Genomic DNA, 24,736 nt, shown 5'->3' on the forward strand with positions numbered 1-24,736 from the left:
CTCAAAAACTGCTCTGGCAAACGTTTGTTTGCAGCTCGGCCAGGGGGCGGAGCTGCGGTTTCCCCCCCCACCACCTTCCTGTCCCTCCATTTCTGTTCATGTCGGAGTCCTCATGAAACTGAACACCCTCGTCGGCCTCCTGGCCACTGCGTTCGCCGCCCCGCTGGCCCTGGCGTCGAGCAATGGCCTGGTCATCAGCCAGGTCTACGGCGGTGGTGGTGCCACCACAGGCAGCCCGAGCTTCAAGCACGACTATGTCGAGCTCTTCAACGCCGGCAGCCAGCCGGTCAACCTGGCCGGCTACTCGCTGCAGTACGCCAGCGCCACCGGCACCGGCAACTGGAACGTCTCGGCCCTGAGCAATCTGAGCAACACGGTGCTGCAGCCGGGGCGCTACCTGCTGATCCGCCAAGGCTCGGGCGGCAGCCTCGGTGCCGACATCACCACACAGGACGGCACCGGCACGCTGAACCTCAGCGCCAGCGCCGGCAAGATTGCCCTGGTGGCCAGCACCACGGCCTTGAGCGGGGCCAACCCAGCTGCGGCCAGCTACATCGACCTGGTCGGGTATGGCGGCGCCAACGGCTTCGAGACGGCGCCCACGCCGGTGCTCTCGAACACCAGCTCGGCCCAGCGCAAGAATGCTGGCTGCAAGGACGACAACAACAACAGCCAGGATTTCGACATCGGCAGCCCGCTGCTGCGCAACTCGGCCACGCCGGCGAACGTCTGCGGCGGCACGGTGCCGGGTGACCAGCCCATCGTGCCGGTCTGCCCCGACAGCTCGGTCACGGCCGGCCAGACCAGCCGCTTCAGCGTGACGGCCAGCGACGCCGACAGCATCGTCAACGCCCGCGCCATCTCCGGCAACTGGCCCGCCGGCATCACCCTGGGCGCCTTCACCCCGGCCCAGGCCGATGGCGGCGTGGCCACGGCCGAGATTGAGGTGGACGCCTCGGTCGGCGGCGGCAGCTACAGCCTCAATCTGCAATGGGCCAACAACGAAGCGCAGACGGCGGTCTGCAGCTTCAAGGTCAATGTGGCCGGCCTCACGCCCATCTACAGCATCCAGGGCAGCGGCGCCAGCAGCCCGCTGCTGAACCAGAGCGTCAGCACCAGCGGCGTGGTCACCTACCTGAGCCCCACCGGCTTCTACCTGCAAGACCCGCTGGGCGACGGCAACCCCGCCACCTCGGATGGCATCTTCGTCTTCACCAGCACCGCACCCACCGTGGCCGTGGGCCAGAAGCTGCAGCTCAGCGGTGTGGTCACCGAGTTCACTGCCGGCCAGGGCACCATCACCCAGCTGAAGAACATCAGCGGCCTGACGGTGCTGAGCAGCGGCCACCAGATCGAACCGACGGCCGTCGACTTGAGCCGCTTGGCCTCTGGTGCATTGGAGGCCTACGAGGGCATGCTGGTCACCCTGAGCGGCCCCATCACCGTGCAGCAGAACTACTTCCTGGGCCGCTACGGCCAGCTGACCCTGGCCGCCGGCGGCCGCCTGCTGAACCCGACCAACATCCTGCGCCCCGGCCCGGATGCCAACGCCCTGGCGCAGGCCAATCTGGCACGCGCCATCATCCTGGACGACAACAGCCTGGCGCAGAACCCCAACCCCGTGCCCTTCATGGGCCAGGACAACACGGTGCGCGCCGGTGACACGATCGAGTCGCTGACCGGCGTGATCGACTTCGGCCCCGCCACCAGCAATGCCACCGGTGCCTCGATGTACCGCCTGCAGCCGGTGGGCACGTCGCAGTTCCAGCGCAGCAATCCGCGCCCGCAGACTGCGCCGGCCGTGGGCGGCAATGTGCGCATCGCCAGCGCCAATGTGCTGAACTTCTTCACCACCTTCGTCAATGGCCAGACGGCGTCGGGCCAGACCGGCCAGGGCTGCAGCCTCGGCGGTACCAGCTCGGCCGCCAACTGCCGCGGCGCCAACAACCTCGATGAGTTCAACCGCCAGAAGGCCAAGATCGTGGCCTCGCTGAGCCGCATGAACGCCGATGTGGTGGGCCTGATGGAGATCCAGAACAACGGCCAGGTGGCTGTTCAACATCTGGTGAACAGCCTGAACGAGGCGATGGGGGCCGGCACCTATGCCTCGGTGGCCTTGCCCTCGGACACCGGCGACGACGCCATCCGCGTGGCCATGATTTACAAGCCGGCCAAGCTGAGCCCAGTGGGTGCGCCCTTATCTGACACTGACCCCATCAACAATCGCCCGACCCTGGCGCAAGGCTTCCGCGCCGCCAATGGCGAACGTTTTGCGGTGCTGGTCAACCACCTGAAGTCCAAGAGCTGCAGCGGTGCCTCGGGCGCGGACGCCGACCAGGGCGATCTGCAAGGCTGCTACAACGCCACCCGCCAGCAGCAGGCGCAGCGTCTCAAGGTCTTCGTCAGCCAGGTACAGGCTGCGGCCGGCACGCAGGACGTGATCCTGCTCGGTGACTTCAACGCCTACGCGAAGGAGGATCCGATCGAGACTCTGACTGCAGGCGGCAGCATCGTCGACCTGATCGGCCGCATCGACCCCGAGCACTACTCCTATGTCTTCGATGGCTTTGCCGGTCGGCTGGACCATGGTTTTGGCACGGCCTCCATCGTGCCCAAGATCACTGGCGCCAACTCCTGGCACATCAATGCCGACGAGCCCACCGTCATCGACTACAACACCGAGTTCAACCCGGCCGGCTACTACAGCGCCGACCCCTTCCGCTCCAGCGACCATGACCCGCTGTTGCTGGGCCTGAACCTGTACAAGGCCATCAAGGGCACGGCCGGCCGCGACACCCTGGTGGGCACGTCCGGTGACGACCTCATCGAGGGCGGCCCCGGTGCCGACACCCTGACCGGCGCTGCCGGGCGCGATCAGTTCGTCTACACCAGCATGTCCGACGCGGGCGATGTGATCACCGATTTCAACCCCGCCGACGACCTGCTCGATGTGCGCGCCCTGCTGCAAAGCCTGGGCCTGAACCTCGCCGACCCCTTCGCCCAAGGCCATATCGTCTGCACCAACAGCGGCGCCAACGCCGTGGTCGGCATCGATGCCAAGGGCAGCTCGGGCTTCCAGAAGAGCCGCCCGCTGGTGCAGCTCAAAGGCCTGCGCTGCGATCAGCTGAGCCCCGTCAACTACCGTTATTGATGCCCAGGTGCGAGGGCTTGCCGCCCTCGCACATCGGTTCACTTTTACTGGGAATTCCAGACCATGAAGTTCTTGCACACCCTGACCCGCGGCGGCGCCGCCCTGGCCTTGTTCACCGGCGCTTTGGCCGCCCAAGCCGCCACCTTCAACTTCAGTGGCACGGTCAGCTTCGGCCCGCAGCTGGGCCAGCAGCTCAGCGGCCAGTTCAGCTTTGACGATGCGGCCGCCGCCCTGGCAGGCCCGGACGGCACCGTGGCCCTGAGCAGCCTGAGCCTCAGCTTCCTGGGCCAGACCTTCCAACTGGCTCAGGCCATCGATCCCTACGCTCAGTTCGAGGGCGGCCAGCTGCTGGGCCCAAATGCCGGCTTCAGCGGCTTTGCCACGCCGGGCGCCACGCTGCAGCTGCAGTCCTTTTTCGGCAGCAGCGGCTTCACCTACAGCGCCAACGGTCAGGACAGCCTGGGTGACTTGACCGTCAGCGCCGTGCCCGAGCCGGCCAGTTGGGCCCTGGGCTTGGCCGGTCTGGCCGTGGTGGCGGGCCTGAGCCGCCGCCGCCGCGTGGGTTTCAGCGGCTGAGTGCCAATCGCAGCCCGAAGCCCAGCAGCATCAGCCCCGCCAGCTTTTCCAGCCAGCGGGCGATGCCGGGGTTGGCGCGCATGCGTGCCGCCAGGTGCTGGGTCAGCAGGCTGGCCACCACGCCGTAGCTGAAGCCGAGCACGGCGATGGTGGCGGCCATGGCCGCGAAGGTATGCAGGCCCGGCTTCTGCGCCGGGTCCACGAACAGCGGGAAGAAGGCCATGTAGAAGACGATGGCCTTGGGATTGAGCAGGGTGATGAAAAACGCCTGCTGGAAATACTGGCGCGGCCGGATGTTCAGAATCGGTGCCGCGCCCGGCTTGGCGCGTAGCATCTTCAGGCCCAGCCAGGCCAGATAGCCGGCGCCCAGCCATTGCACCGCGGCAAAGGCCGTCGGGTAGGCTGCCAGCAAGGCCGCCACACCGGCCACCGCCAGCCACAGCAGCACCTGGTCCCCGGCGACGATGCCGGCGGACGCCGCAATGCCGCCGCGCAAGCCGCCCTTGCTGGTCGAGGTGATCAGGGCCAGATTGCCCGGACCGGGGACCAACAGAAACACCAGGATGGCGGCGACAAAAGCGCCGTAGTCTGCGATGCCGAACATGGTTGGTGGCTCTCGGTGGGGGCGGAGAGGTGATGTTAGGTGAACAGGTGGGCGCCCGCTACTTCACCCGTTCACCTGTTCACTCGTTCACCCCAGGCTCCAATCAGTACGTCCTGCTCCCCTTGAACTGCGCGTGCTGCCGCCGCTGCAAGGTCGTGCTGCGGCTCATGGCCGCGAAGCTGACGCTGGCGTGGGCATGCATGATGGCCAAGCCTAGGGCGTCGGCTGCGTCTTTGCCCGGCTCGCCGGGCAGGTTGAGCAGGCGCTGCACCATGTGCTGCACCTGTTCCTTTTTGGCGTGACCGTTGCCGACGATGGCTTTCTTCATCTGCAGGGCGGTGTACTCGGCCACCGGCAGATCGCCCGCCACCAGGCCGGTGATGGCCGCGCCGCGCGCCTGGCCCAGCAGCAGGGTGGACTGCGGGTTGACGTTGACGAACACGATCTCCACCGCCGCGCACTGCGGCTGGTAGCGGGCGCAGACCTCGCGCACGCCGTCAAAGATGATCTTCAGCCGTGCCGGCAGATCACCGGCCGCCACGGCGCTGGTCTTGATGGTGCCGCTGGCGATATAGCTCAGCCGCGGGCCATCTGCATCGATGATGCCGAAACCGGTGGTCTGCAAGCCGGGGTCAATGCCAAGAATTCTCATGCCGCAAGTGTCGCAGCTTGCGCCTCAGGGCCCGAGCGCGACGCACAGGCTGCTGGCCAGCATGAGCAGAACCACAGGCAGCCAGATCCTGCGTTCGCGCCGACTGGGGGTGATGGCGTTGGCCACGCAGCCCAGGGCACAGTAGCCCACCACCCACCAGATCAGCGATTGCGCCTGCACTTGGAACGCATGCCATGCCAGCCCGCTGGTGGCCAGAACGATGGCGGCCATGCCCACCATGATGAGCACGGAGAGCAGGGGGATCCAACGGGTGCGAGGAGGGAGGACGCCTCGCCACTTGCCTCCCAGGGTGAATTCTCCCCACGGGGCCCCCAGGATCAAGGCCAGCTGGAAGATGCACACCCCCAGGCACAGCAAGGCAAAGGTCAGGGCGCTGAGAGGGATGAGGGTCATGGGCGAGCTTGCGGAGAGATTCTTGGGCTGAGGCCTGCACATGGGCCCAGGCCTGGAAGGCCCCTGCAGTCTATCGGTGAGTGCCACGGGGCCCGCCTCGATCGGCCCGGCAACGGTGCGAGCCTTGGATCGATGAATGCGGGCTGTCGCCAGCCATCTTCATCGCGCCTTCAGCTGAGGCTCAGAACGCCTTCAGCCTGGGCTTGCAGCATGGCGCTGTGTTCGCTTGGAACACGCACTCATGCTGGATTGGACGCATTTCATGTCACGCCTTGCTTCGAAGTCTTCTTCTCCCTTGCTCACCCGCACCTTGCTGGTCACCGCGACGGCGCTGCTCTGTGCCTGCGGTGGCGGCAGTGACGAGCCCCCTAAATCCGCAGACAAGCCCCGGGCCTTGCTGAGCCATTCGGCCTATGCACAGGCTCAGAGTTTCAGCGGTGTGCAGCAAACGCAGTTGCTGCGCTACCGCATGCCGGCATTGCACGGTGGGCAGACCGAGACCGAGGCCTTGTTGTTTGTTCCGCGCGCCCAGCCGGCTTCGGGCGATGTACCGCTGGTGGTCTGGGCCCATGGGACGGTCGGTGTGGCCGATGCCTGCGCACCCAGCCGCAATGCCGACGCGCACAACGAGAAGCAAGAGATCCAGGCCCTGCTCGATGCAGGTTTCGCGGTCTTGGCTCCGGATTACGAAGGTCTGGGTGGGCCGGGTGCGCACCCCTATTTGCATGTCGGCAGCCTGGGCCAGTCGATCACGGCCGCAGTCGAGGCTGTGCACCAGTTGCCCGGTCTGCGCCTGAGCAAGTCGTGGGCGCTGATGGGTCACTCACAAGGCGGCTATGCAGCCCTGGCCGGCGCTGAGATGGCGGCGCGCATGGATGCTGCCTTTCCGCTGCGCGCCACCGTGGCGCTGGCGCCGGCCTCCGACCCCGCACGCATGGCGGTCGAGCTGTTTCAGCGGATTGATGATCTGGAGCGCGCCATGGCTGCCCAGCCTTCGCCGGAACTGGCCGAGGTTCTGGCCGGCACCGTGTTTCAACTGGCTGCCAATGGCACCGTGCTGTCGCTCGGTCTGCTGGCCCAAGACCCCAGTCTGACGCTGGAACAGTTGGTGGAAGCCAGTTTCTTGCCGATTGCGAAGCTGGCTGCCGATGATTCCGACTGTCAGCGCTTTGAGCCGGCCCTGGACCAGGACATGATGCGACACCTGAGCAGCGGCCAAGCCCTGTCGACCTACCCCAGCCTCAAGCGCAGTGCCTTTCTGAGCGAGGCGCTGCGCCAGACCCTCAGCAAGAACCGCCCGGCGCAAGTCAAGCTGCAGAGCCCGGTTCTGATCGTGCAAGGCGTGCTGGATGAGCAGACGCCGATCCAGGCGGCGCGTGCGCTGGTGGCCGAGATGCAGCGTTTGGGCAGCTCGGTGCGCTATGTCGAGGTGCCCGACGGCAACCACGGCAGCATCACCCAAAGCCATATGCCCGAGGCCATCGCCTTCATTCGCGAGCGCCTGAATCCCTGAGCGCGTGGCCCCTGCCTTCGCCATCGAGCTGGGCGGCCTGGCGCGGCAGGCGCAAGCTGACGCGCAAGCCGCCGCCCGGGGCGTCGTCCAGCTGCATCTGCCCGCCATGCGAATGCAGCACGCTCTGGACGATGGCCAGGCCCAGACCACTGCCGGCTTGGCTCTCGCCCGGCAGGCGGGTGAAGCGTTCCAGCACGGCGCTGCGCCAGGCTTCAGGGATGCCGGGGCCCTGGTCGCTGATGCTGGCGCACAGCATCTCGTCCTGAACCCAGAGGCGCACCTGCACGCTGCTGTGTTCGGGGCTGTACTTCACCGCGTTCTCCAGCAGATTGCTGAACAGCGAATGCAGTCCATCGGCATGGGCCACCAGATACATGGGCTCGCTGCCGGTCTCACAACTCAGGCTGATATGGCGCTGCCGGGCTTGCTGCTCGACCTCGGCCATCACTTCGGGCAAGAGTTGCGCGAGGTCGAGCGTTCGCCACTCGGCCTGGGGACCCTGGATGTCGCTGCGCAGCAAGCTCAGCAATTGATTGACCAGGTGGATGGCGCGTTCGCTGCTGCGCTGCATGCCCTGCCACAGGGGCTGCTGCCTCGGGTCTCGCGCCAAGGCCGCCAGAGAGTCGGCGTACAAGCGCAGCGCTGCCAAGGGCGTGCGCAGCTCGTGCGCGGCATCGGCCACAAAGCGGCGCTCGCGCGCACGCGCCTCGCGCAGTTCTTCCAGCAAGCGGTTGATGGCCTGCAGCAGCGGGCGCAACTCTTGTTCGCGCGCATCAAGCTGGATGGGCCTGAGGTCATTGGCGTCGCGGCGGGCCACGGCGTCGCTGAGCCGCCGCCAGGGCCGCAAAGCCCAGCGCACCGACAGCCAGCTCGGGACGATCAGCAATGGCAGGCTGAAGCCCAGCGGCAGCAGCAGCAAGGCCAGGCCCTCATCGCTGAGCAGCACCATGCTCAGGTGCCGGGGGATCAAGAACGACACTCGCAGGTCTGAGTCTGCTGCCGCACTCGCAGCCGAGGCTGGGGTCTGCACGGTCAGCACTTGCCAACCCAGCTTGCCGTCGTCCACGTGTTGCAGGCCCGGAGGGAAAGGGCCGTGGAAGCGCGCCGGCAAGCCGGGCGTGGCGTACAACAGCTGCTGGTCGCGCCAGGCCAGCAGGCTGATGCGGCGCAAGGGGTCGTCTTCGCCCTGCTCGGCGCGGTTCCATTGGTCCACCTTGTCCAAGACCTGCCGAAGGGCTTCGGGGCGGTCGGCCAGATGCTGGGCGCTGCTGAGAATGGCCTCTGCCGCCGGGACCAGCTTGAGCGCGGAGGCTTCAGACACATCGGAGCGCAAGCCAATCAGCAACAGCAGGGCCCAGAGGCCACACACCAGGAAAGCCTGGGCCAGCACCAGGCCGCGCAGCATGGATGGCTCGGAGATGTATCGCCACAGCTGGGCAGCGGCGCGGCGCAAACGGCCCCTCATGCGGGCGCTGCAGGCTTGACGGGCCGCTCGATCACATAGCCCACACCGCGCACCGTGCGGATATAGCCCTCGCCCAGTTTGCGGCGCAGGCTGGAGATGTGCACATCCAGCACATTGCTCTCCGCCTGGCTGCAGCCCAGGGCATGCTCTTCCAGAAAGCGCCGCGTCAAGACCCGGTCGGCGCGCTTGACCAGAAGCTCCAGAAGCCGGTACTCGCTGGGCGAGAGCTCCAAGGGCTGGCCGTCCAGGTTGACGCGCAGCGAGGCCTGGTGAATCTGCAGGCCTCCGAGGCTCAGCGCTCCTTCCTGCAGGCCATAGCTGCGCCGGGCCAGCGCGCGCAGGCGCGACAAGAGCTCTTTCAAGGCAAATGGCTTGAGCAAGAAATCATCGGCGCCGCCGTCCAGGCCGCGAAGGCGTTCATCCAAGGCGTCGCGGGCGCTGATGATCAAGACGGGCGGCATCGCCTCGTGTGTGCGCAGCCAAGCCAGCAGGCTGTGGCCATCGCCATCGGGCAGACCCAGGTCGAGCAGCAGCAGATCTGGCCTGTGGGCCAAGATCTGGCCCTTTGCATCGGCCAGGCGCCGCACCCAGCACACCCGATGCCCTTCGGCTTCGCAGGCCAGACGTATGCCATCGCCCAGGTCCAGGTCGTCTTCAATCAGCAGGACATTCATGAACCGATTGCAGCAGAGCGATCTGAAGAAACGATGAAGCCGCGGCCCGAGTGCCCGGCGGCCTCAGCGCCCGGGCTCGCTGCCGTCGTAACGCGGCAGCGCTGCGTCCAGATCGTCCCAGCAGGCCCGCGAGCTGACGAAGTTGTGCGAGAGGGGGCGCTCAAGGATGTCGGAATCCAGGATGCCCAGTCGCAGGCGCAGCCGCTCCGGATCGTCCCGGTTGCTGCTGAACAGCGGCGAGGCGCAGACGCCGCAAAAGTGGCGCAGCCGCCCGGGCTTGACTTCGTAGCTGCGCACCTGGGCTTCACCGTGGGTGATGCGCAGGCCGCTGCGGCCGATAAAGCCGTTGGTGGCGTAGGCGGTGCCGCTGGACTTGCGGCAGCGCGAGCAGTGGCAATGGATGATGGCGTCGATGCCGCCGTGGATCTCCAGCGCGACGGCGCCGCACAGGCAGCTGGCGAGGTAGGGCGGCATGGGCGAGGGCGGCTCGGGCTGGATCATCACAGTGCGAGCTTGAAATACCAGCGCACAGAGTGGAAGAACACGGGCGCGGCGAAACAGAGCACGGCGATGCGGTCGAGCAGGCCCACCGCGCCGGTGATGGAGCTGCGGTTGCCCCAGTAGCGCACGCCGGCGTCGCGCTTCAGCGCTTTCATGACCAGGGTGCCAAAGCTGCCAGCCCCGGCGGCGATGAAGGCCATGACCAGGGCCTGGCCCACCTTGAAAGGCGTGGCCCAGTAGAGCAGGGCGCCGACGAAGGCGGCGGTCAGGGTGCCGATCCACCAGGCGCGCATCGAGAAGCTGCGGCTGATGCGCCGCGCCACCGGGCGGCGGCGCAGGCGCCGGCTGGCCACCAGCTGGGCCAGCTGGCCGCAGCTGACCACCATCACCAGGAAGAACAGCAAAAAGGCGCCGCGGCCCCGGTAGCCGGGAAAGTCCAGCAACAGCAGGGCCGGCGCATGCGACAGGCCGTAGACGCAGACCATGATGCCCCACTGGATCTTGGCGTTACGTTCCAGGAAGCGCGCCGGGTCGTCGGCCAGGGCGCTGACCACCGGGATGGCCAGAAAGGCGTAAACCGGAATCAGCACCGAGAACAGATCGAACTGGCGCAGCCCCGTCAGCGTGTACTGCAGGGGCAGGATGATGAAAAAGGCCAGGATCAGGCCGCGGTGGTCGGCGCGCCGGGTGTGCATCAGGGTGATGAACTCGCGCAGGGCTAGAAACGAGAGCACGCCGAACAGCAGGGTGGCGCCCACCGGCCCCGAGATCCAGGCCGCCCAGAACACGCAGGCACCGCCCCAGAGGAAACCGAGCTCATGGCGCAGGCCGCGCCGGCGCGGCGCCAGGGTCAGCGGCGCGCCGCCCCAGAGAGTGGAGTCGAGGTGGCTGTCCGCCTCGCCCGGGCGGTCATCGTCCTGGCTGAGGCCGCGGTGGCGGGCGCGCAGCTGCATCACAAAGCTGGCCAGGCTGAGCAGCATCAGGGCCCCGAACAGGATCACGAAGAGCAGGGCCACCTGGCCGCTGCTGTCCAGCGATTTGAGCCATTGGATCGGGTTCATCATGCGCTCCCGCCTTCGCCGCAACCCGGCCGGCAGGCCAGCACGGCCGCGCGTGCGCGGTCCAGAAAGGCGCGCTTGTCTTCCTCGGCCTGCAGCTGGATCGGCGCGCCGAAAGTGACGGTGCAGAGAATCGGCACCGGCACCACCTCGCCCTTGGGCATGACGCGCTGGACGTTGTCGATCCAGGTCGGGATCAGGCGAACCTCCGGGAACTGTTCGGCCAAGTGGTAGAGCCCGGCCTTGAAGGCCTGGGGCTCGCCCTTGTTGGAGCGCGTGCCCTCGGGAAAGATCACCAGGGAATCGCCGTTGCGCAGCGCCTCGACCAGGGGCTCCAGCGGGTCTTCATCGGGCGAGCTGCGGGTGCGCGAGACGTAGATGGCGTTGAACACCGCGCGGGTCAGCCAGCCCTTGAGCGGGCTGCTGGTCCAGTAGTCGCGAGCGGCAATCGGGCGGGTTTGGGCGCGCAGCTCGCGCGGCAGCGCGGCCCAGATCAGCACCCAATCGAAATGGCTTTGGTGGTTGGCGAAGTAGATACGCTGCTCCGCCATGGGCGGGCAGCCTTTCCAGTGGCCCTGGGCGCCGGTGATCAGGCGCGCCAGCGAAGACAGGGCCAGACCGGCCGTGGAAGCAAGAGACATCCCGAGATGGTAGCCGCTGGCCGGCCTCGCCTGGATGACGCTTCAGTGGCCGCGCAGCATCCAGTAGATCAGCAGGCCCAGCGTCAGCCCGCCCTCTGCCCAGAGTGTCAGGCGCAGCAGGCGTTGCGCGCCCGTAGCCAAACGCGCTTTCAGCAAGGATTGCAGGCTGAGGCCCAGAAGCAGGCAGACCGCCGCCAACACCGCCCAGGCCATCCAGACGATGCCGACGCCCATGCAGCCAAAGCCCTCACAGCGCAGTCGCCAGGCAAACAGCGCAGCGCACAACATCAGCAGGCTGAGCATCGCGAACAGGGCCAGCAGCAGGCCCTGTGTGAGGCTCAGGCGCTCGGGCGGTTCCACGGTGTGTCAGCGCTTCACCGCAGCAAACGGGTCGCCCGCGCGCCAGGCCGGCATGGCCTCGGCGTCGGCCACAGCGCGGCCCAGCTTGAGGGTGTACTGTGCCTGCTCGCGCATGCCGGCGAGGTCCCAGCTCGGGTCGTACTGGTCGCTGGGCTGGTGGTAGCGCTTGCCGTAGGCGCGGCGTTTCTCGGCCACGGCCGGTGATTCATCAAGGTACTGGCCGCCACTGCTGACCGAGAAGGCCGGCACGCCGGCCTTGGCGAAGCTGAAGTGGTCGCTGCGGAAGTAATAGCCGCCGACATCGACGCGCGGCGGCGCAATGCTCAGGCCCATCTGGCTGGCCACCTGCGCCGCCATCGCGCCCAGATCGCTGCGCTCGGCGCCGTGGGCGCCGATGTCGCGCGTGCGGCCGACGAAGTTGAGGGTGTCGAGATTGAGGCTGGCGGCCGTGCGGGCCAGAGGCCAGAGCGGCGCTTGGGTGTACCAGGCGCTGCCCAGCAGTCCCTGTTCTTCGGCGGCCACCCAGAGGAACATCTGGCTGCGCCGTGCCGGCTGGCGCACGGCGGCCTGCGCCATGGCCAGCAGGGCGGCGGTGCCCGAGGCGTTGTCCACCGCGCCGTTGAAGATCTGCTCCTGGCCGTCGCTGCCGCGGATCTTGCCGAGGTGGTCCCAGTGGGCGGTGTAGATGACGAGCTCGTCCTTGAGCTTGGGGTCGCTGCCCGGCACCAGGCCCGCCACATTGAACTGCTCCAGGCGCCGCACGGCGGCATGCAGTTCGCCCTTCAGGCGCAGGCCCAGGGGCACGGGCTTGAACTCGCGGGTTTCGGCCTGGGCGCGCAGCGCATCCAGGTCCAGGCCGGCGGCCTGGAACAGCTGTTCGGCGGCCGGTGCGCTGATCCAGCCCTGCAGCGGCAGGCCCGGGCTGGCGCCGTCGAGCTGGAACTGCTCGCTGAAAGCGCCCTGGCTGACCACGCTCCAGCTGCTCAGGGTCGAGGCCTCGGTGTGCAGCACCAGCACGCCCTTGGCGCCGCGGCGCAGGGCTTCTTCGTATTTGTAGCCGCGGCGGCCGTAAATCGTCATCGCCTTGCCGGCGAAGCGGCCGGGCTCGGCCTCGGTGGGGTAGGGGTCGTTGGCCAGCACGATCAGCACTTTGCCGCGCAGGTCCTGGCCCTTGAAATCGTCCCAGCGTTCTTCAGGCGCGTGGATGCCGTAGCCGGCGAAGACCAGCTCGTCGGCCAAAGCATTGAGTGCCTGCCCATTGCCACTGCCGTAAACCCAGTCGGCGCCGAATTTCAGCACCGGCGCTGCCGTTTTGCCGCCTTCGATCTGCAGCTGGCTTTGCGCCTGCAGCGTGCGCGTGCCCAGCAGGCGCACGGCCTGGCGGTAGCTGCCGCCGGGCGCGGCCGGTTGCAGACCCAGCACTTTCGCCTGTGTCTCCAGATACGCCACGGTCAGATCGCCGCCGCGCTGGCCGGTGCCGCGGCCTTCGAACAGGTCGGAGGACAGCAGGGCCAGGTGGGCGCGCAGCGGAGCTTCGTCCACCTCGGGCCCTTGGGCGTGCGGCTTCAGCGTTGCGGCCTGGGCTTGAGCCTGGGTGGGCATCCAGCCCCAACCCATGCAGGTAGCCAGAGTGAGAGCCAGGGGTAGGGATCGAAACAGGAAAGGCATGGTCCGTGCAGGATTGTCGCTAGGGAGTACAAGTCGGCATTAGAGCCGCTGGGCCCCAAGCACCTCTCTCGGGTTATCCCCTGGCGGCGTCCAGGGTGTCCGCACTCGGCGCGTGCTTGGGCTGTGACTTTGCAGCTGGCAGCTCGCGGTGGGTCGTCCGCGAGATCGGGAAGCGCACCGTTGGCACCTCTTCCAACTCGATGAAATCACGCCCACGGCAACACCCGGCTCTTGCTTGCGCTACGGCTGAGCGCGGCAATTTCCCCTCAGGCCCGTCTGTCGGGCTATCGGGCTATCGGGCCAGGGGCTTGTCGAGCTGGTCCCAGCCATAGGCGGCAGCCACGCGATTGCGAATTTCACGAATTGCAGCGCCTCCGCCTTCGCCGTTGCTCATGATCACCACACCATAGCCCTTGAGCACATGGCCGCTGAGATCGCATTGAAAGCCCCAGTTGGAGCCCCCGTGCATGAAGTACCAGCCTTGGCCGATCATCTCCAGCTGCAGGCCCACGGCAAATGCGCCGCTGCCCACCGGGCTGCTCATCTCCAGCGCACCGAGTGGCGTCAGCAGCTTGCCTTTGCCGGGGCCGCGACGGGCTTGCTGTACTTCAATCATGAAGCGCGCCAGGTCTGAGGGCGTGGTCCACAGCCCCGCCGCTGCTTGCTCTGGGTAGACATGCCAGGGCGCGCCCATGCGTTGACCTTTCTGGTTGTGGGCATAGGCCAGGCGCGGCGCCCAATCGGTGCGAGGCGGCTGCTGAAAGCTGCTGCCCGTCATGCCCAGAGGCCCCAGCACGGTGCTTTGCATCAGCTCGGCAAAAGGCTGGCCGCTCAGGTCGGTGAGGGCCTGCTGCATGATGAGCGAGCCGCCGCCGGAGTACTTCATCGCTTGGTAAGGCGGGCGGCTGAAGCGCACGCCGCTGACATTGGCCAGCTTGTTGTCCCCTTGGATGATCTGCACCACGCTGGGCAAGGGCGCGTCGGGCGCATAGCCAGGAAATCCGAAGCCATCATCCGAGCCTGAGGTGTGGCTCAAGAGTGCGCGCGGCGTCACCGGCTGCGCGCGGGTCAGCTCGGTCTGCGGCACCTTCCAGGCGCGCAGCATCGTGTTGACATCAGCATCGAGCGACAAGCGTCCATCTTGCGCCAGCTTGACCACCGCCATGGCCATGACAGGCTTGGAAATCGACGCCGCCTGGAAGGCTGTGTTCACATCCACCGCCCGCCCAGTTTCCACATCGGCCACCCCGTAAGCCTTGGCCCAGTGAATCTTGAAGTCTTTCACCACCGCAATGCTCAGGCCCGGCACGCCAAACTTTTTCATCACCTCCTGCAGCGTGAAGCCATCGAGCCCGCCGCGCTTGGGGCTTTGCGCGGCTTCGATCTGGGCGATCAAGGGGGCGAGGGCTGCCGCGGGGTCCTGCGCCTCTGCGGCTTGCGCATGGCGGAGCGTTGCCGTTGCAGCCAGCGTCAGGGCGAGCAGCGGGGCCAGAGCTTTGAATGTGGGCATGAGGGCTGAGCTGAATGAGGGCGGATGTCGGGTCTGCAGGCTTGGGACCGATGCCTGGACAGGGCCCTCAGGTTCACGGTCTGCCCGACCCGTCCTTGTTTCCCTTGGAATGCACTTGTTCGCCGTTCCAGCCATGGCGGGTGAGGCTGCGCGCGCTCGGGACCGCAAAGTGTGCCACGGGTGATGCGCGCATCGGGCGCCTGCTGGCATGATGCCGCAGTTCTCATTCTGCCCACTTGCCCTCCATGCCCACCCCCGCACCCTTCGCCGCTCAAGCTCGCCGTCACGTCCTTCGCACGTTTGTCACCGGCTTTCTGACGGTGCTGCCCTTGGTGGCCACGCTGGTGTTGCTGGGCTGGGTGATGTCTCTGTTGATGGACTATCTGGGGCCGAAGAGCGTGCTCGGCCATGCGCTGGGGCGCTTGGGCTTGCGCTTGACCGAGTCGCCACTGGCGGCGTATCTGATCGGTCTGGGCTTAGTGTTGGTGTTTGTCTATCTGCTGGGCTTGCTGGTGGAGACGCAGTTGCAGCGTCGGGTGAAGGCGCTGTTGGAAACCTTGATTGCGCGCATTCCGGTGATCAGCACGGTCTACGACCTGCTCAAACGCATGATCGAGATGGTGTCCACGCGCGACGAAGCCGGCGTGCGGGCGATGGCGCCGGTGTGGTGCCATTTCGGTGGTATCAAGCCCGAGGGCGGTGTGTTGGTGCTGGGCTTGCTGTCCAGCCCGGAACCGGTGGACATTGGCGGGAACGCCTACCTCGCCGTGCTGGTGCCCACCGCGCCGGTGCCGGTGGGTGGCGGCTTGCTGTATCTGCCGCGCGACTGGGTGCGACCGGCCGAGATCGGCATGGACGGTCTGAGCAGTTTGTATGTGTCCATGGGCGTGACCACGCCCGAGGTGCTGGGCAGCGGCAAGAAGGCGCGCTGAGCCGGGCGGCCTGAAGAACTCAGGCTGGAAACAGCTGCAGGCGCAAGCCCTCGCAAGCGTCTTCGACGATGTCGAGCACCTGCTCAAAACCTTCGGGGCCGCCGTAGTAAGGATCGGGCACAGCCCGGGCAGATTGGCGCTGGCAAAAGTCGGTCAGCAGGCGCAGCTTGCTTTGTGGTTGGTCGGCCGGGCAGCGCTGGCGCAGCAGGGCGAGGTTGTCGGCGTCCATGGCCAGCAACAGGTCGAAGTGGGCGAAGTCGCTGCTTTGCACCTGGCGGGCGCGCAGCTTGGACATGTCGATGCCGCGTTGCCGTGCATGAGCCTGCGAGCGCGGATCGGGCGGCTCGCCCACGTGATAACCGTGCGTGCCAGCGGAATCCACCTCGCAGCGCTGCGTCAGGCCATGGGCGCGCAGCTGCTCGCGGAGCACGGCTTCGGCTGTCGGGCTGCGGCAGATATTGCCCATGCAGACGAACAAGATGCGGATCGGATCACGAGGCATGGCGGAGCGCCCGGCTTGGCCTGGAGGCTGTGGATGCAGCGGGCATTGTGCCTGGCAGTCTTACTTACCTGCTCAGCTCTGGCTCGGCGAGAACAGGCGCACCTCACGGCCGTTCAGCCGCCGGGCGAGCCCCGCCGTCATGCGCGCCGCCTGGCTGTACACCGTCATCTGCGGATTGGCGCCGATGCTGGTCGGGAAGGTCGAGCCGTCGTGCACCGAGACATTGCGCAGCTGCCAGTGCTGGCCGTCGGGCCGCACCACGCCGCGCGCCGCATCGGCCGCCATGCCACAGCCGCCCATCACATGGGCGCTGGCAAAGCCGGTGATGAAGGGCTTGTAGGGCAGGGCCTGGATGGCCGCCTTGGCCTCGGCCCAGCTGCGATAGTCCTGCGCCAGCTCGTGCACCGGGTGCACGCTTCTCGCACCGGCGGCGAACTGCACCTCGGCCATGGTCAGGTGGGCGCGGCGCGCGCCTTCCAGCAGATAGGCGTTGACGGGGTAGTCCAGGGCCGGGCTGCCGTCGCGGCGCAGCTTGACGCTGCCGCCGATCGAATCGGGGTGGAAGCCATCGCGCAGCAGGCCGATCAGTACGGCAGTCTGTGGCAGGGCACGGGCGCGCTCGGCCAGTTTGCTGCCGATGCCACCCAGATTGGTCAGCACCAGGCCCGGGTGCACCGGCGCGGTTTCGAGCTTGTAGCCGATCACCCCGTCCATCGCCTGGGTGCTGAGGAAATGGTCGGAGTAGACCGCCAGCGGTGCACCGGCCCAGCCATTCACCACCTCGGGCATGACACTGCAGCTGGCCACGGTGGGGTGCAAAAAGGTGCGGCGGCCGAGCAGATTGAAAGGGTCGGGCGCATCCGAGCGCAGCAGCAGGGCGGGCGAATTGATGGCGCCACCGGCCACCACGAAATGCTTGGCGCGCACGCGCAGCGGCGCGCCGGCCGGGCTGCCATCGGTCTGGATGGGCTGGCAGATCAGGGCTTCAGCCTCGCGCTCATCGCTGTTGCCCAGCTTGCTCTGCAGCTCGAAGCGCTCGGCCCGGGTCTGCACCAGCAGGGTCGCACCCAGGTCCAGAGCGGCCGGGATGGTGGTCACCAGCATGGACTGCTTGGCATTGGTCGGACAGCCCAGGCCGCAGGAACCCAGGTTCCAGCAGCCTTTGACATTGCGGTTGATGGTGGGCGCAGGAACGCCGACCTTCTCCAGGCCGCGGCGCAGTACCTGGTTGTTGGCGTTGGCTTCGGTCAGCCAGGGCGAGATGTTCAGGCGCTTCTCCACCTGCTCGAACCAGGGTTGCATGGCGTCGAAGTTCAGCGTGCTCAGGCCGAAGCGCTCGCCCCAGAAGGCCAGGGTTTCGGCCGGGGTGCGGAAGGAGCCGGCCCAGTTGACGGTGGTGCTGCCGCCGACGCAGCGGCCTTGCAGCACGGGGATGGCCTGGTCGGCGGTCTTGCGGCCGCCGCCTTCCTGGTAGAGCTGGGTGTAAGCGTCGGATTCGCGCTGGCGGAAGTCGCGGCTGGATTTGAGCGGGCCTTCTTCGATGATCAAGACCTGGAGGCCGGCGCGCGCCAGCATCTCGGCCGTGACGCCGGCGCCGGCGCCGCTGCCGATGATGGCGACATCGCAGTCGATGCGCTCGGGCAGGGCACCATGCGGGCCGCCGCGCACCTTCCAGCCGCGTGCCAGGCCTTCTGCAATGGGGTCTGGGATGCCAGTGATCGCGCCGCTGGGGCCGTCGTTGTCACGGATGTCACTGCTGCTCATGCTCAATTCGTCCTCGGACCGGGGTAGCCGACCAGGGCCCAGCTGGCCGGGTCGTTGAAGAACACCAGGCAGTTCAGGTCCCGCAGGGCATGGAAGACCTGCTGACGCAGGGCCAGGCTGGAGTGGCCCATGACTTGCAGCCGGGCCTGCACTTCGGCCGCAGAGGCCTCGGCCCAAGGGCTGCGCAAGCCCATCAGGCCCAGGCGGCCGGGCGCCGTGCCCAGCAGGGTCAGCAATTGGCCCAAGTCGCCGCGCAAGGCGGGCGGGAAGCCGGCAATCTGACGGTCCAGTTGGTCCATGTGTCGGGCCAGGCGTGCTTCGCGAGCCGGACCCTCGGGCGGCAGCAGATCGCCGCAGACGGCCACGGTGATGGCGCGCATCAGCTGGCGCGAGGGCGCGCTCAGGCGGCCTTCGATCAGGCCGGGCTTGCTCAGCAAGGCAGTGCCGGCACCGGCCACGGCCAGCAAGGCCGTGGCCCCCAGGCCTAACTTCAGAAAGCGGCGGCGCTGCATTGAGGCTGGGGAGGACATCGGGGTGGCGTTCATGCGATCTTCTTCAGCAAACCCAGCAGGCGGTCAAAGGTCTTGCCGTAGGGTGGGAAAAACAAGCGCGTGCCGGCCCAGCGCGATTGGTGGAAGACTGGCTTCTCCTTGCTGAAGCTGCGGAAGCCGAACTCGCCGTGGTAGGCGCCCATGCCACTGGCGCCAACGCCGCCGAAGGGCTGTTCCTCCTGGCCGAGGTGCCAGATGCAGTCGTTGACCGTCACGCCGCCGGCCTGGGTCTGGCTCAGCACATGCTCCCGCATGGCGGCATCGCGGCCGAACCAGTACAGGGCCAGGGGCTTGTCGTGGCGGTTGATATAGGCGAGGGCATGGTCCACCTCGACGTAGGGCACGATGGGCAGCAGGGGGCCGAAAATCTCCTCCTGCATCACCGTCATCTGCTCGTTCACGCCCAGCAGCAACTGCGGCACCAGGCCGCGGCCGACGGTTTTTTCCTCGTGGCTGGGGATGATCTTGGCGCCCTTGGCGCGGGCATCGTCGAGCAGGCCGCGCAGCCGGGCCAGGTGGCGCGGCGTGGCGATGTGGGTGTAGTCGGGGTTGCCGGCGATCTTGGGGTAGAGCCGGCGCATGGCGCCGCGGATCTCCTGCACCAGGGGCTCGACCATGTCCTTGGGCACCAGCAGGTAGTCGGGCGCCACGCAGGTCTGGCCGGCGTTGAAGAGCTTGCCATGCGCGATGCGGCTGGCGGTGAGCTTGAGGTCGCAGCTGCGGTCCACCAGGGCGGGCGATTTGCCGCCCAACTCCAGCGTCACCGGGGTCAGGTTTTGCGCCGCCGCCTGCGCGACGATGCGGCCCACGGCGGTGGAGCCGGTGAAGCACAGATGATCAAAGGGCAGGGCGGTGAAGGCGCGCGCCAGCTCGGCCTCGCCATTGACCACGGTCATCTCCTCGGGCGCAAAGAACTCGGCCACCATGGCGGCCATCAGCTCACCGGTGCGCGGTGTCAGCTCCGAGGGCTTGATCATCACCCGGTTGCCCGCGGCCAGGGCGCCCACGGCCGGGCCCAGGGCCAGGTAGTAGGGGTAGTTCCAGGGCGCCACCACGCCGACCACGCCCAGAGGCTGGCGCATCAGCAGATTGCGGGCCGGCTGGAAGTGCAGGGCGGTGGGCTGGCGGCGCGGGCGCATCCAGTCACGCAGATGCTTCTGCGCATGGCGGGCGCCCGATTCGACCGTGAAGATGTCGGCCAGCAGGGTTTCCTGGCGGGCGCGGTGACCGAAATCGGCCGAGATGGCTTTCACCAGGGCTTCGCTGTGTTGGGCCGTCATGCGGCGCACGCGTTCCAGCCGGTCCAGGCGGACCTCGCGGCTGGGCGCCATCTCGGCGCGGAAGGCGGCGCGCTGCTGTTCCAGCACGAGATGCAGACGCTCTTGCAGCGTTTGATCCATTGAAAGTGTCTCCTGGCGGTCTTTTCCTGTTTGCCGCCAAGGCTAACCGCAAGCGCATCCCCTGCCTAGCGAATCAGCCCTCGGCTAGAGGCAGGTGTCTAGTCGTGCTGAAAGAGGGCCGGCCTGCCAAGGAAAGCGAAACGGCCGACCCTGCCGCCTACGGGCAGGGCCGGCCGTTTGGCAGGCCGCGGGACAGGTCGTGGGGGGGCCGTACAGCGCCTCGCGCTGCCGCTCAGTGGCGGAAGTGACGCACGCCGGTGAAGACCATGGCCAGGCCGCGCTCATTGGCGGCGGCGATCACTTCGTCGTCGCGCATGGAGCCGCCTGGCTGGATGACGCAGGTGGCGCCAGCATCGGCCAGCACGTCCACGCCGTCGCGGAAGGGGAAGAAGGCATCGCTGGCGACCGCCGAGCCCTTCAGTTCCAGGCCGGCGTTGGCGGCCTTGATGGCGGCGATCTTGGTCGAGTCGACACGGCTCATCTGGCCGGCGCCCACGCCCAGGGTCATGCCGCCGCCGCAGAAGACGATGGCATTGCTCTTCACATACTGGGCCACGGTCCAGGCGAACATCAGGTCATCGAGCTGCTGGGCGCTGGGCTGCAGGGCCGTGACGATCTTCAGGTCTTCCTTCTTGAGGAAGTGGTTGTCGGCGCTTTGCAGCAGGATGCCGGAACCAATGCGCTTGCTGTCGCCCAGATTGCGGCCTTGCAGCCAAGGTGTCGAGCCGCCCGGGGGCAGGTCGATCTGCAGCAGGCGCACATTGACCTTGGCCTTGAAGATCTCCAGCGCTTCGGCGCTGAAGCTCGGCGCCATCAGCACTTCGACGAACTGCTTGGACACGTGTGCAGCAGCGGCGCCGTCCACCTCACGGTTGAAGGCGATGATGCCGCCGAAGGCGCTGGTCGGGTCGGTCTTCAAGGCCTTGGCATAGGCTTCGGCCGCGTTGGCGGCGACGGCCACGCCGCAGGGGTTGGCGTGCTTGACGATCACGCAGGCCGGCACGTCAAAGCTCTTCACGCATTCCCAGGCGGCGTCGGAGTCGGCGATATTGTTGTAGCTGAGTTCTTTGCCTTGGAGTTGCTTGGCGGTGACCAGCGAACCGGGTGCAGGGTGCAGATCGCGGTAGAGCGCAGCGGTCTGATGGCTGTTCTCGCCGTAGCGCAGGTCTTGCACCTTGACGAAGCTGCTGTTCATCTGGCCGGGGTACTCGGACAGCGTGCCTTCTTCGGTGCGTGCGCTCAGGTAATTGCTGATCGCAGCGTCATATTGAGCGATGCGGTTGAAGGCGGCCACGGAGGCGGCAAAGCGGGTCTTGTCGCTGGTCTTGCCGTGAGCCTTCAGCTCGGCCAGCACTTGGGCGTACTGGCTGGCGTCGGTCAGCACGGTGACGTCTTTCCAGTTCTTGGCCGCGCTGCGCACCATGGCCGGGCCGCCGATGTCGATGTTCTCGATTGCGTCTTCCAGCGTGCAACCGGGCTTGGCGACGGTGGCCTCAAAGGGGTAGAGGTTGACAGCCAGGATGTCGATCATGGTGATGCCGTGCTGAGCGGCGGCAGCCATGTGTTCGGGGAAGTCGCGGCGGGCCAGCAGGCCGCCGTGCACCTTGGGGTGCAAGGTCTTGACGCGACCGTCCAGCATCTCGGGGAAGCCGGTGTGATCAGCCACCTCGGTCACTGGCAGGCCGGCATCGGCCAGCAGCTTGGCCGTGCCGCCGGTCGACAGCAGGCGCACATTCAGGGCGTGCAGCTCCTTGGCGAATTCGAGGATGCCGGTCTTGTCGGACACGGAGATCAAGGCAGTCAGTTGCGTCATGGCAGGTGCTCGTCGGGGAGTGTGGATTCGTGGCGTGTGCTGTGTGCGGGGCTCACAGCATCTGGTGTTCGGTCAGCTTGCGGCGCAAGGTGTTGCGGTTGATGCCCAGCCATTCGGCCGCCTTGCTCTGGTTGCCCTGGGCTTTTTGCATCACCACCTCGAGCAGGGGCTTTTCCACCAGCTTGATCAGCATCTCGTGCATGGAATGAGGCTCCTCGCCTTCCAGGTCACTGAAATAGGCCTGCAGGTTCTCGCGAACGCATTGATCGATCGGGGTGGGCGTGGTGCTCATGCAGAAGCTTTCGGTGCGTGTTCTTTTTGTGAGGAGGCGTCGTCGGTGTCGCCGCCATCGTCCCCGAGGGGCAGCGTCGACACAGGCAGCCGTTCATGCTGGTCGGCCAGCTCGGCGAACCACTGGCGCAGGGCGATGACCTGGGCCTCGCAGCTCTCCAGCAGGTTCATGTGCTGGCGGAACTCTTCGCCGCCGGGCAGGCCGCGCACGGCCCAGCCGATGTGCTTGCGCGCGCTGCGCATGCCGGCCAGCGCGCCATAGAGGCTGTAGTGGTCGTGCAGGTGTTCGATCAGCCAGTCGCTGGCGTCCTGCACGCGCGGTGGCGGCAGCGCTTCGCCGGTGCGCAGGAAGTGATCGATCTCGGCAAAGATCCAGGGCCGGCCTTGGGCAGCGCGGCCGATCATCAGGGCATCGGCGCCGGTGCGATCGAGCACGGCCTTGGCTTTCTGAGGCGAATCGATGTCGCCATTGGCCACCACCGGGATCTGTAGCGCGGCCTTGACCGAGGCCACCGTGTCGTACTCGGCCAGGCCTTTGTAGCCCTGCTCGCGGGTGCGGCCATGCACGGTGACCATGGCAATGCCGGCATCCTGCGCGGCCAGGGCCAGGCGCTGGGCGTTCTTCTCGGTTTCGCACCAGCCGGTGCGCATCTTCAGGGTCACCGGCACGCCGAAGGGCGCGGCCGCTTCGACCACGGCGGCCATGATCTCGGTGGCCAGGGGTTCGTCCTGCATCAGGGCCGAGCCGGCCCATTTGGTGCAGACCTTTTTGGCCGGGCAGCCCATATTGATGTCAATGATCTGGGCGCCGCGCTCGATGTTGTAGCGGGCGGCCTCGGCCATCATGGGCGCGTCGGTGCCGGCGATCTGCACGGCGATGGGACCGGCCTCACCGTCGTGGTTGGCGCGGCGCGAGGTCTTGAGGCTGTTCCAGAGGTCTTTGCGCGAGGTCACCATCTCGCTGACCGCATAGCCGGCACCCAGGCGCCGGCAGAGCTGGCGGAACGGCCGGTCGGTGACGCCGGCCATGGGCGCCACGAACAGTCGGTTGGGCAGGGAATGGGTGCCGAGACGGAGCGTCGGCAGGGCGGCGGGCATGGAGACGACGGCGGGCGAAAAAGAAGCGGTGGAGCGGCGGGGCGCCAGCGCGGCGGCCGCACTGGCAGGCAGCTGGCGAGCCGTTCACAGCCCTCAATCTGCCCAAAAAAGAGGCAGGATTATATGCCGCGGGTGCCCGTCCAGGCGGCTTGGCCCGCTGCTATTTATTTCACGTTCGGGCTGTGCAGGCGCCAGAGCTGGATGTTTTTGTCCAGCAGCTCGGGCAGCGGGTTGGCGCCAGCCAGCTTGTGCAGGGCGCGGGCGATCCGTCCCCGCAACTCGCCGGTGTTGCAGGGCGATTTGTGGGCCAGAGTCAGGTGCAGGGCTTCGTTGGCGACGGCCGGCGTCAGCATGCGCACCCCCTGGATGTCCAGCTTGGCCAGAAAGGCCTGGCCGGGGCTGTCTTCGTAAATCAGGTAATCGGCCCGGCCGCGCTGCAGCATCTGGATGGCCTGCTCCAGGCTGGCCACCTGGGTGATCTTGAGGGCTTGGCGGGCGTAGCGGTCGAAGGCCTCGCCAAAGCTGTTGTTGATGACCGTCACGCCCTGCTGGCCGACCAGATCGCTCCATTGGCGGTAAACCAGGCGTGACTTGGCGTTCACCCAGATCACCGAGCGTGTCTGGTGAAACGCCGGGGTGAAGTAGTCCATGTACTCGGTGCGCGGCTGGGTCCAGAAGGCCCCGGCGATCAGATCGATGCGGCCGGCCTTGGCCTCTTCCTGCACCCGGCCCCAGGGGCCGACGTAGCGCATCTCGATGGTCACGCCCAGCTCCTGGGCCAGACGCTGCATCAGGTCGGCATTGGCGCCGACCAGGCGGCTTTCATCGGCTGGATCGCGCCAGAGGTAGGGCGGGTATTGCGGGTTGCCCGAGGCCACCAAGGTTTTGCAGACGGCGGGTTCGGCCCAGGCGCCCGAGCTGCCGCCCAGCCACAAGCCCGCGAGCAGGCACAGCCAGCGGCGATGCTGCTGCCAGGCTCGGCTCAGGGGGGCAGGGGAGGTAGGGCGGGCGCTCATCCGGGCCTCAGGATAATGCCTTTGATGGAAACCGCTTTGCAAAACATGATTCACGGCCTGCTGGCCTGGGCCGCGCTGCCGGCGGTGGGCCTGCCGGCGGTGTTCCTGATCGCCCTGGTCTCGGCCACCTTGCTGCCCCTGGGTTCGGAGCCGGCCGTGTTCCTGCTGGTCAAGGCCGATCCGGCCATGTTCTGGCCGGCGGTGCTGGTGGCCACGGTGGGCAACACCCTGGGCGGCGCCATCAGCTGGTGGATGGGCCGAGGCGCCGAGCTGGCCTACGAGCACCGCGTCAAGCGGGCTCCGCCCAACCCGCGCGCCCTGGCCTGGCTGCAGCAGTTCGGGGCCAAGGCCTGTTTGCTGAGCTGGCTGCCGGGGGTGGGGGATCCGCTGTGTGCCGTGGCGGGCTGGTTGCGCCTGCCCTTCTGGCCCTGCGTGGCCTATATGGCGGTGGGCAAGTTCTGCCGCTATGTGCTGATGACGGCGGCCCTGATCTGGGTCTTCCCGGGTTCGGCGCCCTGACTTGGGGCACGGGCCGGTCGAACGTGGACAATGCGCCCCAGTTCCAACTCTTCGCGAACCGCC

24 protein-coding genes are annotated in these 24,736 nt (G+C 67.2%); 5 read left to right on the forward strand and 19 right to left on the reverse strand.

Annotated elements, in window-relative coordinates; translation table 11 throughout:
* Positions 1 to 112: 112 nt before the first annotated feature.
* Together C1O66_RS01705 and C1O66_RS01710 are read left to right on the forward strand one after the other, a co-directional pair.
* Positions 113 to 3,151 (forward strand): ExeM/NucH family extracellular endonuclease, encoded by a 3,039-nt coding sequence (locus C1O66_RS01705; RefSeq protein WP_102766263.1) that lies wholly within the window; start codon positions 113 to 115, stop codon positions 3,149 to 3,151.
* 63 nt (positions 3,152 to 3,214) lie between these two features.
* Positions 3,215 to 3,727 (forward strand): PEP-CTERM sorting domain-containing protein, encoded by a 513-nt coding sequence (locus C1O66_RS01710; RefSeq protein ID WP_102766264.1) that lies wholly within the window; start codon positions 3,215 to 3,217, stop codon positions 3,725 to 3,727.
* Here the strand turns inward: C1O66_RS01710 and C1O66_RS01715 are convergent.
* The 3 genes from C1O66_RS01715 to C1O66_RS01725 form a co-directional block, all read right to left on the reverse strand.
* Positions 3,717 to 4,331, reverse strand: coding sequence for a LysE family translocator (locus C1O66_RS01715; RefSeq protein WP_102766265.1), 615 nt, complete (start codon positions 4,329 to 4,331; stop codon positions 3,717 to 3,719). The genes C1O66_RS01710 and C1O66_RS01715 overlap by 11 nt on opposite strands.
* A 103-nt stretch (positions 4,332 to 4,434) precedes the next feature.
* A complete protein-coding gene (gene ruvC, locus C1O66_RS01720) occupies positions 4,435 to 4,983 on the reverse strand; it encodes a crossover junction endodeoxyribonuclease RuvC (RefSeq protein ID WP_102766266.1) in 549 nt (182 codons plus the stop codon).
* Between the two features lie 24 nt (positions 4,984 to 5,007).
* On the reverse strand, positions 5,008 to 5,397 hold the full coding sequence (locus tag C1O66_RS01725; protein ID WP_102766267.1) for a hypothetical protein: 390 nt from the start codon (positions 5,395 to 5,397) through the stop codon (positions 5,008 to 5,010).
* Positions 5,398 to 5,659: 262 nt separating this feature from the next.
* Between C1O66_RS01725 and C1O66_RS01730 the strand changes: the two genes are divergently transcribed.
* Positions 5,660 to 6,910, forward strand: coding sequence for an alpha/beta hydrolase family protein (locus C1O66_RS01730; RefSeq protein ID WP_165794419.1), 1,251 nt, complete (start codon positions 5,660 to 5,662; stop codon positions 6,908 to 6,910).
* Here C1O66_RS01730 and C1O66_RS01735 read toward each other — a convergent pair.
* From C1O66_RS01735 to C1O66_RS01770, 8 genes are all read right to left on the reverse strand, one after another.
* Positions 6,885 to 8,375, reverse strand: coding sequence for a sensor histidine kinase (locus C1O66_RS01735; protein ID WP_102766269.1), 1,491 nt, complete (start codon positions 8,373 to 8,375; stop codon positions 6,885 to 6,887). The genes C1O66_RS01730 and C1O66_RS01735 overlap by 26 nt on opposite strands.
* A complete protein-coding gene (locus tag C1O66_RS01740; RefSeq protein ID WP_102766270.1) occupies positions 8,372 to 9,049 on the reverse strand; it encodes a response regulator in 678 nt (225 codons plus the stop codon). The genes C1O66_RS01735 and C1O66_RS01740 overlap by 4 nt, the downstream gene beginning before the upstream one ends.
* Positions 9,050 to 9,112: 63 nt before the next feature.
* Entirely contained in the window at positions 9,113 to 9,550 is a 438-nt protein-coding gene (locus C1O66_RS01745; protein WP_207795879.1) for a GFA family protein, read from the reverse strand.
* The gene (locus C1O66_RS01750) at positions 9,550 to 10,611 is read right to left on the reverse strand and encodes a phosphatidate cytidylyltransferase (RefSeq protein ID WP_102766271.1); all 1,062 of its coding nucleotides are present in this window, start codon (positions 10,609 to 10,611) and stop codon (positions 9,550 to 9,552) included. Before C1O66_RS01750 ends, C1O66_RS01745 begins: the two co-directional genes overlap by 1 nt.
* Positions 10,611 to 11,249: a lysophospholipid acyltransferase family protein gene (locus C1O66_RS01755; protein WP_102766272.1), complete on the reverse strand. Its 639-nt coding sequence runs from the start codon at positions 11,247 to 11,249 to the stop codon at positions 10,611 to 10,613. Before C1O66_RS01755 ends, C1O66_RS01750 begins: the two co-directional genes overlap by 1 nt.
* A 42-nt stretch (positions 11,250 to 11,291) precedes the next feature.
* Positions 11,292 to 11,609: a hypothetical protein gene (locus tag C1O66_RS01760; protein WP_102766273.1), complete on the reverse strand. Its 318-nt coding sequence runs from the start codon at positions 11,607 to 11,609 to the stop codon at positions 11,292 to 11,294.
* Positions 11,610 to 11,615: 6 nt separating this feature from the next.
* Positions 11,616 to 13,226 carry a M28 family peptidase gene (locus tag C1O66_RS01765; protein ID WP_102766274.1) on the reverse strand — a complete coding sequence of 537 codons (1,611 nt, stop codon included), beginning with the start codon at positions 13,224 to 13,226 and terminating at the stop codon, positions 11,616 to 11,618.
* Positions 13,227 to 13,569: 343 nt separating this feature from the next.
* Entirely contained in the window at positions 13,570 to 14,787 is a 1,218-nt protein-coding gene (locus C1O66_RS01770; RefSeq protein ID WP_165794420.1) for a serine hydrolase domain-containing protein, read from the reverse strand.
* Between the two features lie 245 nt (positions 14,788 to 15,032).
* Here C1O66_RS01770 and C1O66_RS01775 point away from each other — a divergent pair, with 245 nt between their 5' ends.
* The gene (locus C1O66_RS01775; RefSeq protein WP_102766276.1) at positions 15,033 to 15,719 is read left to right on the forward strand and encodes a DUF502 domain-containing protein; all 687 of its coding nucleotides are present in this window, start codon (positions 15,033 to 15,035) and stop codon (positions 15,717 to 15,719) included.
* A 19-nt stretch (positions 15,720 to 15,738) separates the two neighbouring features.
* Here C1O66_RS01775 and C1O66_RS01780 read toward each other — a convergent pair whose 3' ends face one another.
* The 8 genes from C1O66_RS01780 to C1O66_RS01815 form a co-directional block, all read right to left on the reverse strand.
* Positions 15,739 to 16,221 carry a low molecular weight protein-tyrosine-phosphatase gene (locus tag C1O66_RS01780; RefSeq protein WP_243392667.1) on the reverse strand — a complete coding sequence of 161 codons (483 nt, stop codon included), beginning with the start codon at positions 16,219 to 16,221 and terminating at the stop codon, positions 15,739 to 15,741.
* Positions 16,222 to 16,293: 72 nt separating this feature from the next.
* Positions 16,294 to 17,985 carry a GMC family oxidoreductase gene (locus C1O66_RS01785; protein ID WP_102766278.1) on the reverse strand — a complete coding sequence of 564 codons (1,692 nt, stop codon included), beginning with the start codon at positions 17,983 to 17,985 and terminating at the stop codon, positions 16,294 to 16,296.
* A 2-nt stretch (positions 17,986 to 17,987) separates the two neighbouring features.
* Positions 17,988 to 18,530, reverse strand: coding sequence for a hypothetical protein (locus C1O66_RS01790; protein ID WP_133155066.1), 543 nt, complete (start codon positions 18,528 to 18,530; stop codon positions 17,988 to 17,990).
* Positions 18,527 to 19,936 (reverse strand): coniferyl aldehyde dehydrogenase, encoded by a 1,410-nt coding sequence (locus C1O66_RS01795; protein WP_102766280.1) that lies wholly within the window; start codon positions 19,934 to 19,936, stop codon positions 18,527 to 18,529. The genes C1O66_RS01790 and C1O66_RS01795 overlap by 4 nt, the downstream gene beginning before the upstream one ends.
* A 232-nt stretch (positions 19,937 to 20,168) precedes the next feature.
* Positions 20,169 to 21,749 (reverse strand): bifunctional phosphoribosylaminoimidazolecarboxamide formyltransferase/IMP cyclohydrolase, encoded by a 1,581-nt coding sequence (gene purH / locus C1O66_RS01800; RefSeq protein WP_207795880.1) that lies wholly within the window; start codon positions 21,747 to 21,749, stop codon positions 20,169 to 20,171.
* Positions 21,750 to 21,801: 52 nt separating this feature from the next.
* Positions 21,802 to 22,041: a helix-turn-helix domain-containing protein gene (locus C1O66_RS01805; RefSeq protein ID WP_102766281.1), complete on the reverse strand. Its 240-nt coding sequence runs from the start codon at positions 22,039 to 22,041 to the stop codon at positions 21,802 to 21,804.
* On the reverse strand, positions 22,038 to 23,138 hold the full coding sequence (gene dusB, locus C1O66_RS01810; RefSeq protein WP_165794421.1) for a tRNA dihydrouridine synthase DusB: 1,101 nt from the start codon (positions 23,136 to 23,138) through the stop codon (positions 22,038 to 22,040). Before dusB ends, C1O66_RS01805 begins: the two co-directional genes overlap by 4 nt.
* A 164-nt stretch (positions 23,139 to 23,302) precedes the next feature.
* Positions 23,303 to 24,154, reverse strand: coding sequence for a substrate-binding periplasmic protein (locus C1O66_RS01815; protein WP_102766282.1), 852 nt, complete (start codon positions 24,152 to 24,154; stop codon positions 23,303 to 23,305).
* A 24-nt stretch (positions 24,155 to 24,178) separates the two neighbouring features.
* Here C1O66_RS01815 and C1O66_RS01820 point away from each other — a divergent pair, with 24 nt between their 5' ends.
* Complete coding sequence (locus C1O66_RS01820) at positions 24,179 to 24,673, forward strand: YqaA family protein (RefSeq protein WP_102766605.1); 495 nt, start codon at positions 24,179 to 24,181, stop codon at positions 24,671 to 24,673.
* The last annotated feature ends 63 nt before the right edge of the window (positions 24,674 to 24,736 follow it).

The sequence above is a fragment of the Paucibacter aquatile genome (assembly GCF_002885975.1).
GTDB lineage: Bacteria > Pseudomonadota > Gammaproteobacteria > Burkholderiales > Burkholderiaceae_C > Paucibacter_A > Paucibacter_A aquatilis.

What these genes read in the sequence shown, in the direction of transcription:
- C1O66_RS01750 (WP_102766271.1), bottom strand. Translation starts at nt 10,611, where the DNA reads ATGAACCCGATCCAATGGCTCAAATCGCTGGACAGCAGCGGCCAGGTG.
- C1O66_RS01725 (WP_102766267.1), bottom strand. Translation starts at nt 5,397, where the DNA reads ATGACCCTCATCCCTCTCAGCGCCCTGACCTTTGCCTTGCTGTGCCTG.
- C1O66_RS01740 (WP_102766270.1), bottom strand. Translation starts at nt 9,049, where the DNA reads ATGAATGTCCTGCTGATTGAAGACGACCTGGACCTGGGCGATGGCATA.
- C1O66_RS01795 (WP_102766280.1), bottom strand. Translation starts at nt 19,936, where the DNA reads ATGGATCAAACGCTGCAAGAGCGTCTGCATCTCGTGCTGGAACAGCAG.
- C1O66_RS01775 (WP_102766276.1), top strand. Translation starts at nt 15,033, where the DNA reads ATGCCCACCCCCGCACCCTTCGCCGCTCAAGCTCGCCGTCACGTCCTT.
- dusB (WP_165794421.1), bottom strand. Translation starts at nt 23,138, where the DNA reads ATGCCCGCCGCCCTGCCGACGCTCCGTCTCGGCACCCATTCCCTGCCC.
- C1O66_RS01770 (WP_165794420.1), bottom strand. Translation starts at nt 14,787, where the DNA reads ATGCCCACATTCAAAGCTCTGGCCCCGCTGCTCGCCCTGACGCTGGCT.
- C1O66_RS01790 (WP_133155066.1), bottom strand. Translation starts at nt 18,530, where the DNA reads ATGAACGCCACCCCGATGTCCTCCCCAGCCTCAATGCAGCGCCGCCGC.
- C1O66_RS01820 (WP_102766605.1), top strand. Translation starts at nt 24,179, where the DNA reads ATGGAAACCGCTTTGCAAAACATGATTCACGGCCTGCTGGCCTGGGCC.
- C1O66_RS01815 (WP_102766282.1), bottom strand. Translation starts at nt 24,154, where the DNA reads ATGAGCGCCCGCCCTACCTCCCCTGCCCCCCTGAGCCGAGCCTGGCAG.
- C1O66_RS01705 (WP_102766263.1), top strand. Translation starts at nt 113, where the DNA reads ATGAAACTGAACACCCTCGTCGGCCTCCTGGCCACTGCGTTCGCCGCC.
- C1O66_RS01730 (WP_165794419.1), top strand. Translation starts at nt 5,660, where the DNA reads ATGTCACGCCTTGCTTCGAAGTCTTCTTCTCCCTTGCTCACCCGCACC.
- C1O66_RS01735 (WP_102766269.1), bottom strand. Translation starts at nt 8,375, where the DNA reads ATGAGGGGCCGTTTGCGCCGCGCCGCTGCCCAGCTGTGGCGATACATC.
- purH (WP_207795880.1), bottom strand. Translation starts at nt 21,749, where the DNA reads ATGACGCAACTGACTGCCTTGATCTCCGTGTCCGACAAGACCGGCATC.
- C1O66_RS01715 (WP_102766265.1), bottom strand. Translation starts at nt 4,331, where the DNA reads ATGTTCGGCATCGCAGACTACGGCGCTTTTGTCGCCGCCATCCTGGTG.
- C1O66_RS01785 (WP_102766278.1), bottom strand. Translation starts at nt 17,985, where the DNA reads ATGAGCAGCAGTGACATCCGTGACAACGACGGCCCCAGCGGCGCGATC.
- C1O66_RS01710 (WP_102766264.1), top strand. Translation starts at nt 3,215, where the DNA reads ATGAAGTTCTTGCACACCCTGACCCGCGGCGGCGCCGCCCTGGCCTTG.
- C1O66_RS01765 (WP_102766274.1), bottom strand. Translation starts at nt 13,226, where the DNA reads ATGGGTTGGGGCTGGATGCCCACCCAGGCTCAAGCCCAGGCCGCAACG.
- C1O66_RS01755 (WP_102766272.1), bottom strand. Translation starts at nt 11,249, where the DNA reads ATGTCTCTTGCTTCCACGGCCGGTCTGGCCCTGTCTTCGCTGGCGCGC.
- C1O66_RS01805 (WP_102766281.1), bottom strand. Translation starts at nt 22,041, where the DNA reads ATGAGCACCACGCCCACCCCGATCGATCAATGCGTTCGCGAGAACCTG.
- C1O66_RS01745 (WP_207795879.1), bottom strand. Translation starts at nt 9,550, where the DNA reads ATGATCCAGCCCGAGCCGCCCTCGCCCATGCCGCCCTACCTCGCCAGC.
- C1O66_RS01780 (WP_243392667.1), bottom strand. Translation starts at nt 16,221, where the DNA reads ATGCCTCGTGATCCGATCCGCATCTTGTTCGTCTGCATGGGCAATATC.
- ruvC (WP_102766266.1), bottom strand. Translation starts at nt 4,983, where the DNA reads ATGAGAATTCTTGGCATTGACCCCGGCTTGCAGACCACCGGTTTCGGC.